Here is a 16465-nt window from a genome sequence, read left to right as displayed (position 1 = left end):
CATGAACATCAGATGAAACAATCTGGAGAGATTCATGAGTATGTGATAGAGCTCATCGATGGTTTAACGAAGATGGAGAACTCCTTAAACCGACATATGCAGGCTCTTCTTGGACAAAATGAATCGGGAGCAGGTGCAGGGGGAGACGGTTCGAACGGAGTGGGTAACTTATTTTCGTTTGGTGGGGATGATAAGTAATGAAAGCATCGAATCGTGAGAGAGTTGAATTGCATATGCTAACCTCGCTGGCTAGAAGCCAGCGAGCCTTATGCCGAATCATAGAGACGATAGCGGATCAAGTAGCGGTCTCCGAGGAGCTTGCAGTCCATATGGCTGAGAATCTTAAGACGATAAGTGAATACCAGCGTTCGATGATTCAGAAAATAACGAAACAAAGTCCACGTCAACGCCGGTTAGGAACGCCCGGCAAGCCGTGGATCAGCAAGAATGTCGCTCGCGGATCATCCCCAACGCATGATTAAACCCGCGTGAGTAAGACCCCCGCCAAAGCCAAAAAGCAGCAGCATATCACCGGCTTTGACCTTACCCTCTTGTATGCCTAGATCCAGAGCGAGAGGAATGGAAGCCGCGGATGTATTGCCATAGTATTCAAGGCTGTACAGCGCTTTTTCGAATGGAATACCGCTCTTTTCACAGATGGATTCAATAATTCGAAGGTTAGCGCTATGAGGAATGAACCAATCAATTGCAGTATGAGGTAAACGGCCTTTTGCGAGCAGCTTCTCGATTCCTTGCGGGACAGTCGTTACGGCATATTTGTACACCTCGCGGCCGTTCTGGACGAGCTTGCCTTCACCCGTTAATGGCGTTCCGTTCAATTCAGAGGCAAGTCCGGTTCGGTATACGTGCTTGCCGCCTGTACCGTCCGATCCAAGATGGTGAGCAAGAAAAGCAGGATTTTCTTCTTCCCTTTCAACTATCACGGCTCCGGCGCCATCACCGAAAAGAATGCAGGTGGAACGATCCGTGTAGTCTGTAATTTTGGATAAAGAATCGCCACCGACGACGAGTACTTTGCGGTGTACCCCAGCAGCAACAAGGCCGCTTGCTGTATGCAGGGCATAAGCGAACCCGGAGCAGGTGGCATTGAGGTCGTAGGCACCAGTTTCAGGGATGCCGAAATGAGCTTGAATCTGGCAAGCGACAGGGGTGGAAGGCAGATCCGGTGTATGGGTAGCGACGATGATTAAATCAACATCGCTCAGTGATGTCGGATATCTAGTGAGCATATTTTGTACAGCTGCTATACATAAATGGCTTGTGAATTCATTCGCTGCTGCAATTCTACGTTCCCGAATTCCTGTGCGTTGAACGATCCATTCATCATTCGTGTCGACCATACCTTGGAGATCCGCGTTGCTTAGTATGCGATCGGGCACGTAGCTGCCGATTGCTGTGACTCTAGCTTGCAAAGGGGAAGCGATTGACATCAATGATTCACTCCTTATTGGTATCTGATATTAGTACTAGGTACTAAATATAATTACACTTTATCGGATACTCGGGGTAAAGTCAATGGAAAAAGAACCATTTCCCTTTCGTTATATCGAAGTGTGACCCGAAAGATGGACACTTTGAAAAAAGTGACCTTTTTCGGGTCTTTTAACAGTTATATTCTTGAATAAGAAAGGTTGGGGATTACACGTGGGAACTAGTTGGAATAGGAGGGGAATAAGGTTTGAATGAATGAATGAATGAATGAATGAATGAATGAACCCATCTTCTCAGTTGAATGATGTTGCAGAAAGTGCAACAATTTTGCCTAGATCCCACCTCTATCCCTTCAGTGTTGCATAATGTACAACAATTTATCTCCATACAGGCCATTTCGCGACAAATGGGTTCGAATTGTTGTACAAGCTACAACTTTTGCTTGCAAAATAGCCTTTAGATGTGTGAATTGTTGTAGAAACGACAACATTGGTAATCACGGTTGCGCATCGAAGTTATTGAACGACAAAAAAATCGAATTTTGGAGTTATGTCTAACAGTTTTGAGGCGGCACAATGAATGAATAGACAGTCTCTTTCAACCAGCATTCAAGCTAGGTGTGGTTAAAGCTTTGGACATAAAAAAAGATGACTCCCGGTGAATACCGAATACAGGAGCCATCTTTGAACAGCTTAAACTAGGGTCTTTCTTTTAAGTGTCCACGATTTGGGTCAAAGTCCATATCGAGGGAATTGGCTCTGCTTATTTTTCCGCTATGTTTTCATATTATGAATGGCAAATTCGGATAAATCTATGGACTTCCCATGATTCAATCGGGACTCTTCAGCAGCAAAAGCCATCAAATGGCTGCGCACGGATGCAGATGCGGATGTCAAGCTTTCTCCTCCGTCGTAGTTCCTTACTTCCTCAAGGAAGCTGCTCACGATTCCAGAGTCCCCGCCGCCATGGCCGCTTGTTGGAGTCGCAATTTTAATCTCCGTCTCCTCATGTGTGACGAAATCTAGCAGGGTCAACTTGTCTTCGTCCCCGCGAAGCTCGCCTTTGGTGCCCATAATCTGAATCCTTCTCTCCTGGTGACGAGTGAAGCCGCACATGCTGAACATCGCCGTAGCCCCATTCGCGAATTCCATATTGACAACTTGATGATCAACGACATTATTATCGCTTTTGTATACGCAGCGTCCATAAGGGGTTTCCTTCAAGCCTTTGACGATATTTTCCCTTGTCAGTTCTTCTGTGAAATGTCTCGCCCATCCTTTTCCTTCTCCTAAGTAAAACCGTGGTGCAGAATAGGGACAGGTCGATTCGACCGTACAGCCATTAACGCAATAATCCGTTGATCCTTCAGGGGCATTCCCGGAATGAAAATGCATCAAGGAGCCGTAAGAGCTGACACGCACACAAGGCTGATCCATTAACCAGGAGAGCACATCCATATCATGGCATGATTTGGAAAGAATCATCGGGCTTGAGGTATCGGAGTTATTCCAGTTTCCTCTAACGAAGCTGTGAGCAATATGCCAATAACCGACGTTCTCGTTTAATTGAATGGAAACGACTTGGCCAATTCTGTCCTCTTGGATCAGCCGTTTAATAGCAGACCAGAACGGCGTATAGCGGAGAACGTGACAGATGGTAAGTAGTCGGTTATTTTCCTTTGACGCTTTCTCCATCTCCAAGCATTCCTTTGGACTGGGTGACATGGGTTTTTCCAATAGCACATGATATTTGTTGTTCAAAGCTTGAAGTGTAGGATGGTAATGCATCCGGTCCTGCGTGCAAATCATCGCAATATCTGCCATTTGCGGCTGCTCCAGCAGCTTTTCCCAGGATCCAAAGCAGCGATCCTCTGGAATTCCGTGCTCTTTGGCAAAACTTGCCCTTCGCTCCGGATTCGATTCTGCAACGGCGACGAATTTCAATAAGTGAGGGTAATTGATGGCATAAGGCGCATAACCATGGGCGCCTCTCGCTCCCGCACCGATCAGTACAGCTGTAAGCTCCTTCATAGTAGGTTCTCTCCTTGAGGAATTACTTTTTCCATTCCCCTTGTAATTTCATATCATTAAGCTCTTTGTTGACTTCATCGATAGCCTGTTTTCCGCCTTTAGCCATCCATTCATCAACCATCTTATCCCAATCGGATATCGGTCTTTGACCCACAACCATTTTGGTCGTTTCATCCGTAATATATTGGTTCAATTCCGTCTTTTTCTCCATAAACGTAAGGGGATGAATCCGACTGATTGGATTTACATAAAACGGTGAACTTTTCAAAAGATCGGCTAGCTTTTGGTTGAATACTTTTCCATCAGCTGTTTTATTCATTTTCGCGTAATCATACAGAATGTCATCGCCAGTCTGCCATCCTTCGTTTAAGATATAGGCATTAGGCGCAACATTAGATCTGTTTTCCTTCATTTGTTGCGCGATTCCGTCAACCATTTTATAACCTTTGCCTTCATGACCGTTCATCCAATCGAAGTATTCGTTCTTCGGATTCTGCTGATCGAAGGGAACGGGCTTTCTGAAGTAATCGATGATCTCCAGGATGCGTTTTACTTTATTCGGATCGTTTTTCAGCTTGGCCGAAATCATATACATACGATAAAAGCCACTCCCTAGTGTATAGCCGGAATTCCCGTCCGCTGTTTTAAACGGAGGAATCGGAACGACTACCGCCTTCGGATCATTTTTCATCAATACTTCAAAGTCAACGCCGCCCGGCCCGCCAGGTCCCGGTTGATCGTACCAAATCCCGACTTTACCCGCGTTAAACGCTTTAAATACGTCGTTATATTTCGTAACAGCCCAATCTTTATTGAGCGCGCCTGCCTTGTAAACATCAGCAAGGAACTGAATCTTTTCTTTATTGGCTTGAGAAATATTGCCGGGGATCAACTGTCCGCTTGGATTCTTATGATACCATGCGGTATTGCTGTAGTAAGCGCCAAATCCCGGATCATAATAAATCCCTTTAGCAAGACCTAAACCTACGGTATCGTCTTTCCCGTTTCCGTCCGGATCGTTTTTCGAGAAAGCAGTTACAACTTGCTTCAGCTCTTCATAGGTGGTCGGCATTTTAAGACCAAGTTTATCCAACCAATCTTGGCGGATAAGCGGTTTCTTTCCGCCTTTTGCCGTAAAGTAGGTTGGAATCCCGTAGATTTTCCCGTCCACTTTCAAAGGATCCCATACATAATCCGGAACCGCTTTAAATGTGTCATATTGCTTAATGAACTCATCCAATGGAAGGTAAGCACCTTGCTTCGCCCATTTCACGAAGTTGGAATCAACTTCCTCCATGCCGATCACATCCGGAAGATCGCCGGAAGCCATTTTTACAGCAAGCTTTTCATCATAGGTATCCCAGGGAATATACTGCGACTTGAAATCAACCTTAAACTTTTCATTGATTGCTTTTACCGCGTCACTATCCGGTGGCGGGACTGGATCTTCCCAAGAACCTTCAAACCAATTGATCGTCACTTTTTTGTCGGTATCCGTCCCAGCCTTGCCGGTTTCTTGTGGGGCCGTAGATTGCCCGCTGGAACAAGCCGCCAGACTGGTTGCCATAGTAAGAGACAGTAGGACAGTAGTTATACGTTTCATTTGCATGTAGAACCCTCCTCATTGTTATGTAATCGGTACTCCCTTATCCTTTCACTGATCCCAACATCACCCCTTTCGCAAAATGCTTTTGCAGAAACGGATATACAAGTAAAATCGGGATCGTTGCGAGCAGGACAGCAGCCATACCAATCGTCTCGGCGGGCGGCGGGTTTTGAGCCAATCCCATTAGGTGACCATCAGAAAGTGTCCCTGAAGCTTGCTCCAAAATGACGATTTGGCGCAATATGACCTGTACGGTCCATTTTGCTGGATCACTAATATAGATTAATGCCGAGAAATAAGTGTTCCAGTTGCCTACCGCATAAAACAAACCAAATGCCGCGAGAGCAGGCTTAGAAAGCGGGATGATAATGCGGGAAAAAATTTGCAAATCATTTGCACCATCCATGTAAGCAGCTTCCGATAAATCTTGAGGGATACCCATGAAAAACTGCCTCATCACGATCAAGTTGAACGAGTTGATCGCACCTGGAATGATAAGCGCCCAATACGTATTGAGCAAGTGTGTTGCTTTTACCACTAAGTAGGTTGGGATAATGCCTGCACCGAAAACAAAGGTAAACAGCACAAGGAATAAATAAAATCGTTGGCCCCATATTTGGCGCGACAGCGCATAAGCCATCATGGAAGTCAGCAGTAGACTTATCAACGAACCAACGATTGTAACAAAGACAGTAACGCCAATAGAACGGACAAACGCTTTGGAATCAAAAATGTAATTGTAAGCGTCAAGCACCCATGTCTTCGGAAACAGCAGTAATTCCTTTTGTACAAATTCAGCGTAAGACGTAAATGAAGTAACAATCATATAATAAAACGGAAACAGCATGATCAAGCTAATCACAATAAGTATAAGCGCATTGAGCGCATTCATCGATTTACTTCGCCAACTTAAATGTGAATTCATTCCCTTTACCTCCTTATCTGATGATTAAAAGACGCCTTCTTCACCGAATCGCTTCGCCAGACGGTTTGCCCCAACGATCAAGATTAAGCCAACAAACGATTTGAAGAGACCGACCGCAGTCGCGAAGCTAAAGTCCGATTGTTCGATACCTTTGTAGTAAACGAACGTATCAAGCACGTTGCCCATTTCCCTGTTAAACGGATTAATCATCAAGAAGATTTGTTCAAAACCAACGTCGAGGACGCTCCCGAGCCGTAAAATCAACAAAATGACAATCGTGCTGCGAATAGCTGGCAGCGTAATATGCCAAATCTGCCTCAGTCGGCTTGCACCATCGACAACAGCCGCTTCGTACAAGCTTGGGTTCACACCTGATAGGGCGGCGAGGAAAATAATTGTACCCCAGCCGGATTCCTTCCAGATCACTTCCAAGACGATCAAGGGCATGAACCAGCTTGGCTCCTGCAGAAAAGGAATGGGCTGCATCCCAAAGACATGGGATAATAGTTGATTAGCAATCCCCTCTGATTTGAGAAATACTGTTGCGATTCCAACGACCACAACCCATGATAAAAAGTGAGGCAAATAAATGATGGATTGAATGATGCGCTTTAGCTTCTCGCTGCGTAATTCATTTAGCATGAGCGACAAAAGAATAGAAAACGGGAAGGCAAACACAATCTGCAAGAAGGACAAGTATAGCGTGTTCCAGATGACCCGAATCACTTCGCTATCTTCAAAAATCTTCTTAAAATGTTTCATCCCAACCCAGTCGCTATGAAGAAATCCTTTAAATGCACTGAAATCCTGAAAGGCGATAATATTGCCCAACATAGGAACGTAGCGGTAAATAATGAAATAAGCAAGTCCCGGCAGAAGGAGCAGATACAAATATTTTTCTTTCCACAATCTGGATGCGAGCGAATTTCTCTTCTTCTTCACAATCCTACTTTCTGCGATTATTTCCATTGTCTTCCCCCCTATATTTATGTACTATAAAAAGATCACTTATGTTTGTGAAACCGTTTTCAATAATGACACGTGTTGGCGTAACGCCGATCTACAGAACCATCAGTGGATGTTGCCATATGACCCATACTAATCAGAAAGATGGGAAGAGGCTATCCGTAAAATTTTCATTACCGATCATTTCTTCGAAAAATCCGTAAAAAAACACAATTTTCAATAAAATGATCACTCTTATTACGAAGGAGGATTCAAGAACATGCGAAGAATACGACAGTTGAAACTCAATACCCGCTCTATTTTTGTCAAATTGCTGATAAGCTTCCTAGTGATCATCCTCCTGTTTGTCTCGTTTAATTTATTTTCACTTACATTTTTCAGAAAGAGCGTACGGGATGAGCTGATTAAATATAACGATACCAACATGTCCAATACGACTCACGACTTTGAAGAATATTTTCAACTGCTGAACAGCATCATTGTCAATTTGTACTTAAATAAAAACCTTCGGGATTCAGATTCAGCATCCATCGATTACGTCGCCGCCAATCATGTGATCGACGATCTGCGAAACACGGTCTCCAATCCCCGTTTTTATTTAAATAACTTGTTTGTCTACGATATCAAACATTCACTTATTCTCGAAAAAGCAAGAGGAGCAAGTCCAGAAGCGATATTCAGCCAACTCTATACGAATCCAGACTACACCTATGACTTCTGGAAACAGGAATTTGCCCAAAAAGTCTTCTTCAAAATGTATCCCGCGGCTACCTTTACGGAAGCGCCCAATCTTAGTCCTGTGTCACAAACCGGCCTTGTTTTTCCTTTAATGATAAAAAGTGATTTTTATCCCGACTATATTATGCTTGCCTTTATCGATACCAATAGGTTATACAAGGCGTTTCATCAATCGATCAACGATAACTTTTACATGTTGGACAATCTAGGGCATCCTTTGTTCTCGTCCGATTCTACCAGTCGGCATCAACTTCCGGTTTTGGAACCGGGTAAAGATTGGATCAAGGAAAACGGGAATTACTATTTTTATAAAAAAGGGGAGGTCACTGGATTTACGTACGTCAATATTGTCCCGGATGCCGCGATTTCGTCCCAAATATTCCATTTGAACTTGACTCTTATTGCGCTTCTCGTCATTTCGGTCCTTATAAGCATTGCAGCGTCCGTCTTCTTTAGCATGAGGTTTAACAATCCGGTCAAAAAAATAGTGGATTCGATCCGGCATTTTAACGAAAAAAATACGCTCGGCAAACACACGAATGAATTTGAACTGATTAAAGAAAATATTGGTTTCATGTTGAAATCGAATCAAGACGCCCATATGAACTTGGAGAAAAAAACGTCTCTCCTTCGTTATTACGCGTACATGAAACGGTTAAAACGTATTCATAGCGATTCCGATGAGATCCATGCTTCAGATGAAATGAACCAGCCGTTTCGCTTTATCTTATTTCAACTAACTTTCAAAATACAATTTTCTCAGGATATAAGCGAGGAAAAGGAACGCGCCACCTATTTTATTCGGGAGTATGTCAATCAAGCGATGGGAAAAGAATTGAACGATGCCCATACTTTTCAGATCGAAACGGATCAAATATTATCTATTGTGTATATGAACGATCAGACCCAGCAATGGATGGAAGTTTTAAATACGATTAAGCAAGTCCTGGCAACCGATAAGGAATACTTTTTTTTCACTATAGCCGTTAGTGATTTATATGAGCATTCTTCTGAACAGACATCCGCCTATGAACAAGTCGTGAAATTGGTCAAACATCGCCCTTTTGACGATGAGACTAGGATTTTATATGACGAGGACGTGAAAGAGGAGTCTTTCTTGCTCCCAGGTACCCTCGAACAGGAAATAAACGTTAACCTACAGGAAGGTAACGATACCCTGGTCCTACAAACGCTGCGTCGTGTTCTTAAGCAAATGAAAAAGAAAGAGGTGAGCACGCCTGTTTTCTATCGGTTTGCGGAGGAAATAACAGATAAAGTCCAGCGAATACTAAACTCTCTGCATCTGGATACCAACCAAGTGGCGGGTTCGGCGAAATCGATTCGACTCATGCACACCACCCAGGAATTGGAACAATATTTCGAGATGATCCTGAACGAAGCAGGTCAGTTGATCCGGTTGAAAAAGGAAGAACGCGACCCGATCGTCAGCTTTATAGTCGACTATTTGCAGGATCATTACTCGGAAGATATCACATTGGATCTAATAGCCGGTAAACTTAACATTACCGGGGGTTATCTATCCACTTATTTTAAGGAGAAAACAGGAACCAACTTCGTTGACTTCGTTAATGAGTTCCGTATCAAGCAGGCGGTTAAGCTGCTTATGCAAACGGATATGAAAATTCAAGATATTGCTCTCCAAGCAGGCTATCAAACCATGAGTTCCTTTAACCGCATCTTTAAAAAGTATCTAGGTGTTACGCCAAGCGAATATCGGAGAAACAATATTCAGTTAAACGAGGGTGCGAGTGGTTATTAGAAAATAGTCTCAGAAAAACAGCGGTCACAACCCAGAAAGTACGGGGATGTGAACCGCTGTTCTTCATAATAGGACCATTATCAGATCATTTCAGAAAACCGAACTGACGCGATATCTCTTTCGCCGTCTTTACGACTTTATGGGTATAGAAGACGATTCGGTCCTCATCCATACGCTGCGTCGGAGCAATTAAAGTAATCGCGGATATGACCTGACCTACTGAATCCCGAATGGGGGATGAGATGGAGACCATGTTTTCGATAAATTCACTGATACATACGCAATAGTCTTGATTACGAATTTGTTTAAGCTGTTCTTTCAACTGGATAGGGTCGGTAATGGTTCTGGATGTATGCGATTTCATTTTCTTCTAATACAGCAACACGGAGTGCTTCGGAAGTTTCGCGAGCAAGACGTTGAATAATAGGGCTTGCTGCTTGCGATAAGTCCCAATAGGTTGTGACAATAACGTGATACAGCGAAGCGATTCGTTGGCCGAGCCTGTATTTATGAGTGATTGGATCTTGGAAAACAAACCCTTCACTCAGTAAGGTGGACAGCAACCGACTGGTTGTGCTTTTGCTGAGACTCAATTCATCGGCTAGCTCAGTCAGCCTTTTTTCGGGTGTTTTCACGGTAAATAATTTTAATAGACGCAAGGCGTTTTTAACGGAAGAAAGTAGTTGCGGATTTGTATTCGGCACGAGTTGATATAAGCCCCTCTCCGATTCATTTTAGTGTTCCGCATAGAGGAACAATCGCATTGTTTGAGTTCACAATTGCCTATTATTATACATACATAAGAGCTCTTATCCAATCCAGTTTTGATAAACAATTTGAGAGTTAGGAGATGTATGTATGAACAGTAAAGAACAGTATGTAAAAGTGATCAAACCGATTCCCGATTCAGATGCCGTGGGCCAATTAGACCCGCGAGTGTATCATATTCAGAAACAACAGGCGGAGGTTATGGCATCGACAGAGAGGCCGAATTTCGATCCTTCTGATATACCAAATTTCGTTAAAGCGATGAGGGCTATGATGGGATGGAAGAACGAGGATGTTACTCAGACTGAAATTGCGAACGCTTGCAAAACCATTGAGGGAACGAACGGCCCGATTCCGCTGCGTATTTACACGCCTTCACAAGAAAGAAGTTTACCGGTGATCGTATTCTTTCATGGTGGCGGTTTTATTGGCGGAACCGTTGACGTCGTTGAGAACCCATGCAAAGCTTTGGCTGAAAAAGCCGGGGCTGTCGTAGTCTCAGTCGATTACCGGCTTGCCCCAGAGCATCCGTTTCCTGCAGGACTAATGGATTGCTTCGAAACCGTTCAGTGGGTTTACGAGCACGCCAGTGAAATCGGTGTTGATCCACAGCGAATCGCAGTGGCTGGCGATAGCGCAGGAGGCAATTTGGCTACGGTTTGCGCCTTGATGGACCGTGACAAAGGAACGGGGATGATTAAATATCAAGCGCTTATTTATCCTACTGTTAATATGGGCGCTGTCGAAACGGAAGATTTCAAATGGAGCCTAGATGAATACGACATTCGCAATCACGAAGAGTTCATTGTCGCTGGGATTGAAGGATTGCGAGGAGGCAGCGGTATGCTGCTAAATCTGTACCTGCAAAATCGCACGAAGCTAACGGATCCTTATGTAGCCCCGCTATTGGCGAACGATTTAAGCGGCATGCCAGAGACCTTGATCATCACGGCGGAATTTGACTACTTAAGGATAGAGGATGAAGCTTACGCTAAAAAGTTAGCCCGCTCGGGTGTGCCGACGAAGCTGATTCAGTATAACGGCATGGATCATGCGTTTTTGGATAAGACAGGTTTATATCCGCAGGCGGAAGATTGTGTCAATGAAATCGCTAAAGAAATAAAGCGTATATTCGCCTAAGGCAATTGATAGGAGTACGGCATGTAGCGGAACGCATCGATGTTGTAGAAAGTGCAACAATTGCTGCCTAGATCCCGCCTTTCTCCCTCCTTTGTTGCATAATGTACAACAATTTGGTCCAATATTGGCTATTTCGCAACAAATGGGTTCAAAATGTTGTACAAACTGCAACTTCAGAGTACAAAATAGCCTTTTGGCGTATGAATTGTTGTAGAAAACACAACATTGGTAGCCACTTTAGCCTATCTACCTTTACGAAGCAGCCTAAACGAGTCTAAAAGGAGTTATGCCTACCCGTTGTAAGGAATCATGGGGTGATCAAGAGGTTACCCCTTTTAATGAGGCGAAAGACATAACCACGCGGATTTTCTGGGCTTTGAGACGGTTCACCCTTACCTTGAAACGACATCCAACCCATATTTCTTTATTATGGATAATAGTCGTGAATTTGGTCATTCTAATGCTATCGTCCACTGTGTGACGAATGATGCTGATGACGGGGAGTGAACGTAAACGCATGTTACAGGGTAAAAAAAAGCATGTCTGGATTATTCTAATCTGTATCGCATTGTTCTGCTCATCCACAACCACCGCTTTTGCCTATGGTAAAGGGGCTAAGGGGCCTGATGTCTATGCGGTGCAAGGGATGCTGAAGTCACTTGGCTACTATAGCGGACCTATTACGGGCTACTATGGTAATCAAACCCTACAGGGTGTTAAAGCGTTTCAAAGCAGATACGGACTTCCTGCGACTGGGAATGTAGATGATCAAACGCTGCAATCCATCCTGTGGGCTTACGGTAATTTAAAAATTGCCAAGAAGCCGACACCACCAACACCAGCTCCTCCACCAGCTGCACCAAAGCCTACGCCTAAACCGCAAGTCCCATCGACTACGGAATTAACGGTGGAGGAGCAGCAAATGCTGGATTTGGTTAACAAGGAGCGTGCTGCTGTGGGGCTTTCTCCATTTGCTGTCGACCCGGCGCTTACCAAAACGGCTAGACTAAAAAGCCAAGATATGGTCGATAACAATTATTTCTCCCACGATTCACCGACGTATGGTTCGCCATTCGATATGATGGAGAAATTTGGCATTACGTATAACGCGGCGGGAGAGAATATTGCTTGCAATCAAAGTGTACAAGCGGCTCATGAGGCGTTGATGAATTCTCCAGGACACAAAGCGAATATACTCAGCAAAGATTACACCCATATTGGGATCGGCATCGTAAACGGCGGTCCGTGTGGTAAAATGTTTACCCAGCAGTTTATTGGAAAATGAAAATGAAAATGAAAAAAGAGCCCATTGGGGCTCTTTTTTCACCACAATAGAATTTATAAATTTCCGAGGACTCTTGGAAGTGAAAATTCTATTTGGCGATAAAACCTACCGATTCATTGGGGCCCCCGCAAAGTAATCGGATTTTGCTTCAAAGCATGACTTCACTTTGTGGGGTAGAAGAGCGGTCGCACATCTTTGAATGGCCTCGATAGAGGTTTTCTCATAAGTATAAAAATTAAGTGGCGGATACCGGATTAATTGCTTCTGTCCACTCAGTGAATTTTTGTAGAGCAGCCCCTTGCTCAATCGCATGTCGGGCCAAATAAATACCTTCTTCAATGGATCCTGCCTTCTGGGAAACCCACAGACGCACGGCACTATTCAGTAAAACCATATTCAAGTAGGGAAGCTCAGCTTCTCCGCGAAGAACGGATAATGCCGTTTCTCCTTGCAGCTGAGCGGTCCATTCAATCTCCGGCACCTCGACCATTAATTCGTAAATCTCAGGATCAACAATGAATAATTCACTGGTGCCCTCTTGAATTAGGTATGTCCGTGTGCGCTTGTCTACGGATAAGTCTTCGGAGCCTTCCATACCCTGCACGACTATGCCGCGAGAGACGCCCAGTTCGATTAATAAATTGGTGATTTTCTCGAACACCGTACCGTGAAACACACCGACAGCCATGAAGGGTGCTTCCGTAAAGCGCAGCAGCTTCTCTGCTGTGTTGAACACGGTCCGCAGACCGAGTTCCTTGCGCAGTTCGCGCAGCTCGCCGAGCGGTGCACACCAGCTCTCCGTTGGTGCGAACAGGAAGCCTGTTCGCGCTGCAGCTGATATGAGCGCTTCGCGTGACGCGTCAAGCGCGGGTACATTAAGTGCCGCTAGCACATCGGACAACGTGATGCCCCATTTGGGCGGCATACTCGGACTGCCGTGCAGCGTAGTGGGAAGTCCGCAGGCCGCGAGAACGAACGCGGTCGGTAAAGTCGCGATGAACGTACGTGAGCGTCCATCATAAGGTCCGGCGCAATCCATGCTGCCGGGTATTGGATAGGTCTGGATACGCTGGCGCAAGGCATCGATGAAGGCCTTTAACTCATCAGGAGATTCCATTTTGATACGTTCTGCAACGAGAAAAGCGCCCATTTGAGCCTGTGTAGCGGCTCCGGTTAGAATGAGCTCCGCTGCTTGTGAAGCTTCTTCATAGGAAAGGTCTCTGGCTCCGCGCTTTCCGCGGCCTACTTCTTTTAATAAAGATATCATCGTTTGCGACCTCCTTGTTTCTGATCCTTTAGTATTTGATACACCTTGACAATGGAGGTAGCGACGTCCACCATACGTTTTCGTTCATTCATGGCTTGTTTGCGCAAAAAATCATAAGCCTCTGCTTCGGAGATACCTTTGATTTCACATAAGATTCGCTTCGCCTGATCGACCCATTTGCGCTCCTCCAGTTTGGAGAGAAGCTGTTCGCGCTCTTGCTGCCATTCGGTTCGCCTAAAGTAATGATTCACACCAAGGAGCAGCGCACAGTGAATTTCAAGAGGACTCATCGCAGAACCGATTAAACCATCAATACCGGCGTCCATTCTACATTCATTAGAAGGAAAAGTTTGAGCATCACACCACCAGAAGAGAGGAAGGCTGCGATGAGCAAGTACACTCGAGCGCCATGGTTCCACTTGATCAGGACCTACCGATAATAAAACAGCATCGACCTTGGGGATCATAAATGAAATTTCTTTTACATTAGATGCTACATATATGCGAAATCCCAAATCCTTCAGCGTCGCTTCAGGCAAGGATTCCTTTTCATTATTCGTAACATTCAGCTCGGTAATTGACGACGAGGAGGAGGTAGCTGAGCGAGTTTGTTTAAACTCGTCGATCAGTATAAATGATTGTAACATTTGAATACCTCCTATCGTGGGTAGCTTCTTTCCAATGGCAACTTCATGTAAGGTTTTCGCGATATCGTGATTTATTATACGGCATTACTATAGCATATGACTATAAAATTTGTCGATATGATAGAAGGAATCTCACATATAAAATTTTGTGTTATGTTTATTGACACGACGGCTATGTCATACTATAATCAAATTAGAAATCGGCACAATGATGTGCCACTAACGAAGGCAATGGCGCCTATCCCCTTACAAATACGTAACCGGATAGGCTATTTATGTTCTATTTACTGAAAATCAACTAAAATGCTGTTCACGATGATGTGGGCAGCAGTGGCAAAGAGGCCGATAAGCATCCCACACAAGTTGGGGTATGTTTGTCGGCCTTTTCTGTCAAAGAACAGTCAAACACGTCTGGGTAGGAAAAAAAGAAGGCGAAAAGCCTCACAAAAGGAGAGGGAATGCATGGTTGATCGGAAAAGTTTTATGCAAGTGGGGCACAAAGGGTCATTGTTCAGTTCATTTTTATATTTTGACATGAGCTTCATGGTTTGGGTTCTTCTTGGGCCGATAGCGGTTATTCTAGCTAATGATTTTCATCTGGATGCTGCTGAAAAGGCGAATCTCGTTGCATTGCCTACCTTAGGAGGAGCCGTACTTCGATTGGTACTGGGCGTTCTGACAGATAAGATAGGCCCTAAGCTTACAGGACAAATCGGACTAACGTTAACCTTAGTACCATTATTCTGGGGTTGGCAGTTTGCAAACACAATGGGTGATATGTACTTCGTTGCACTGATGCTGGGTATTGCAGGCGCAAGTTTTGCGGCAGCATTACCACTTGCCAGCAGCTGGTACCCACCGCAGTATCAAGGATTAGCGATGGGGATTGCAGGGGCAGGTAACAGTGGAACGATCTTCGCTACCTTATTTGCAAACCGAATAGCACAGCATTATGGAGATTGGCATGTTGTTTTCGGCATTGCGATGATTCCGATTGCGTTAACCTTAATCATCTTTAGTGTATTGGCAAAGGATAGCCCGAATAAACCGGCACCGAAAACGGTTAAGGAATACGGCAAAGTATTGAAACAGAAAGATTCCTGGTTGTTCTGTATTTTGTACAGTGTAACATTCGGCGGTTTCGTTGGAATGGCATCTTATTTAACCATCTTCTTCAATACGCAATATGGTCTTGCTCCAGTTAAAGCAGCTGATTTTACTACGATATGCGTAATCGGCGGCAGCTTCTTCCGACCAGTAGGCGGCTGGCTGGCAGACAAAATTGGCGGCATTCGGATGTTAATGGTCTTGTACGGCGTTGTCGCTTTGATGATGGCTGGCATCTCTACACTGCCATCACTTTCCTTAACAACGATTATGCTCTTCATTGCCATGATGGCTTTCGGTATGGGGAATGGATCCGTTTTCCAACTTGTTCCGCAGCGCTTCAAGACGGAAATCGGTGTTATAACTGGAATCGTTGGAGCAGCAGGTGGTTTGGGCGGATACTTCTTACCCAAGATTCTCGGTAACTTGAAACTAACGACAGGTTCTTTTACACCAGGGTTCCTAATCTTAAGTGCGATTGCGATTACATGTCTCTTGTTGATCGCCATTGTGCAAGGGCAATGGAAACGTACTTGGATCGGTGAAGGCGGCAAAGTGAAGGTGGCTCCAGCTTCTATGGATAGTGTGCATGCTTAAATAACAGGTTCAAGCCGCTGGTCGTATGGCCAGCGGCATATAAGTAAAGCCTTTGCTCATGCAGCTTGAGTGTCCAGGCTGCATGCGCAAAGACGTTTACTTGCTTACCGTCTTTGGAAGTTCAAATCGAACTTCTCAAGCTCCATATCCCAATTTG

15 protein-coding genes are annotated in these 16465 nt (G+C 44.6%); 6 read left to right on the top strand and 9 right to left on the bottom strand.

The features are described from left to right. Nucleotides 1-198, top strand: a 198-nt coding sequence (locus GC098_RS29145; RefSeq protein WP_512699025.1) for an alpha-helical endospore appendage domain-containing protein, incomplete at its 5' end; no start/stop codon positions are given. Further along, nucleotides 198-482 carry a hypothetical protein gene (locus tag GC098_RS29140; RefSeq protein ID WP_171646806.1) on the top strand — a complete coding sequence of 95 codons (285 nt, stop codon included), beginning with the start codon at nucleotides 198-200 and terminating at the stop codon, nucleotides 480-482. The genes GC098_RS29145 and GC098_RS29140, both read left to right, overlap by 1 nt. Here GC098_RS29140 and GC098_RS29135 read toward each other — a convergent pair. The 5 genes from GC098_RS29135 to GC098_RS29115 form a co-directional block, all read right to left on the bottom strand. Continuing rightward, complete coding sequence (locus GC098_RS29135) at nucleotides 462-1451, bottom strand: ketoacyl-ACP synthase III (RefSeq protein ID WP_171646804.1); 990 nt, start codon at nucleotides 1449-1451, stop codon at nucleotides 462-464. The two genes, GC098_RS29140 and GC098_RS29135, sit on opposite strands and share 21 nt — an antisense overlap. 774 nt (nucleotides 1452-2225) lie before the next feature. Next, complete coding sequence (locus tag GC098_RS29130) at nucleotides 2226-3482, bottom strand: Gfo/Idh/MocA family protein (protein ID WP_171646802.1); 1257 nt, start codon at nucleotides 3480-3482, stop codon at nucleotides 2226-2228. A 22-nt stretch (nucleotides 3483-3504) separates the two neighbouring features. After that, on the bottom strand, nucleotides 3505-5091 hold the full coding sequence (locus tag GC098_RS29125) for an extracellular solute-binding protein (protein WP_171646800.1): 1587 nt from the start codon (nucleotides 5089-5091) through the stop codon (nucleotides 3505-3507). A gap of 37 nt (nucleotides 5092-5128) precedes the next feature. Continuing rightward, nucleotides 5129-6013, bottom strand: coding sequence for a carbohydrate ABC transporter permease (locus tag GC098_RS29120; RefSeq protein WP_171646798.1), 885 nt, complete (start codon nucleotides 6011-6013; stop codon nucleotides 5129-5131). A 24-nt stretch (nucleotides 6014-6037) separates the two neighbouring features. Then, a complete protein-coding gene (locus tag GC098_RS29115) occupies nucleotides 6038-6982 on the bottom strand; it encodes an ABC transporter permease (RefSeq protein WP_171646796.1) in 945 nt (314 codons plus the stop codon). A 256-nt stretch (nucleotides 6983-7238) separates the two neighbouring features. Here GC098_RS29115 and GC098_RS29110 point away from each other — a divergent pair, with 256 nt between their 5' ends. After that, entirely contained in the window at nucleotides 7239-9497 is a 2259-nt protein-coding gene (locus GC098_RS29110; RefSeq protein WP_171646794.1) for a helix-turn-helix transcriptional regulator, read from the top strand. 85 nt (nucleotides 9498-9582) lie between these two features. On the opposite strand, the gene GC098_RS29105 is transcribed toward GC098_RS29110, so the two are convergent. Together GC098_RS29105 and GC098_RS29100 are read right to left on the bottom strand one after the other, a co-directional pair. Beyond that, complete coding sequence (locus GC098_RS29105; RefSeq protein WP_246359038.1) at nucleotides 9583-9819, bottom strand: IclR family transcriptional regulator domain-containing protein; 237 nt, start codon at nucleotides 9817-9819, stop codon at nucleotides 9583-9585. Beyond that, nucleotides 9803-10201: a helix-turn-helix domain-containing protein gene (locus GC098_RS29100; protein WP_171646791.1), complete on the bottom strand. Its 399-nt coding sequence runs from the start codon at nucleotides 10199-10201 to the stop codon at nucleotides 9803-9805. Before GC098_RS29100 ends, GC098_RS29105 begins: the two co-directional genes overlap by 17 nt. Nucleotides 10202-10355: 154 nt before the next feature. Here GC098_RS29100 and GC098_RS29095 point away from each other — a divergent pair, with 154 nt between their 5' ends. Further along, the gene (locus GC098_RS29095; protein ID WP_171646789.1) at nucleotides 10356-11405 is read left to right on the top strand and encodes an alpha/beta hydrolase; all 1050 of its coding nucleotides are present in this window, start codon (nucleotides 10356-10358) and stop codon (nucleotides 11403-11405) included. Nucleotides 11406-11889: 484 nt separating this feature from the next. Then, nucleotides 11890-12690 (top strand): peptidoglycan-binding protein, encoded by an 801-nt coding sequence (locus GC098_RS29090; protein ID WP_246359037.1) that lies wholly within the window; start codon nucleotides 11890-11892, stop codon nucleotides 12688-12690. Between the two features lie 235 nt (nucleotides 12691-12925). On the opposite strand, the gene GC098_RS29085 is transcribed toward GC098_RS29090, so the two are convergent. Next, entirely contained in the window at nucleotides 12926-13957 is a 1032-nt protein-coding gene (locus GC098_RS29085; protein ID WP_171646787.1) for an anthranilate phosphoribosyltransferase, read from the bottom strand. Then, nucleotides 13954-14604, bottom strand: a complete 651-nt coding sequence (locus GC098_RS29080; RefSeq protein WP_171646785.1) for an ANTAR domain-containing response regulator — start codon at nucleotides 14602-14604, stop codon at nucleotides 13954-13956. Before GC098_RS29080 ends, GC098_RS29085 begins: the two co-directional genes overlap by 4 nt. Nucleotides 14605-15066: 462 nt before the next feature. On the opposite strand from GC098_RS29080, the gene GC098_RS29075 reads away from it, so the two are divergent. Then, the gene (locus GC098_RS29075; protein WP_171646783.1) at nucleotides 15067-16308 is read left to right on the top strand and encodes a nitrate/nitrite transporter; all 1242 of its coding nucleotides are present in this window, start codon (nucleotides 15067-15069) and stop codon (nucleotides 16306-16308) included. Nucleotides 16309-16465 lie beyond the last annotated feature (157 nt).

Origin of the sequence: Paenibacillus phytorum (assembly GCF_013141715.1) — a bacterium.
Taxonomy (GTDB): domain Bacteria; phylum Bacillota; class Bacilli; order Paenibacillales; family NBRC-103111; genus Paenibacillus_E; species Paenibacillus_E phytorum.
The sequence above is the reverse complement of the archived record's forward strand: the minus strand, read 5'-3'. Positions and strand labels throughout refer to the sequence as shown.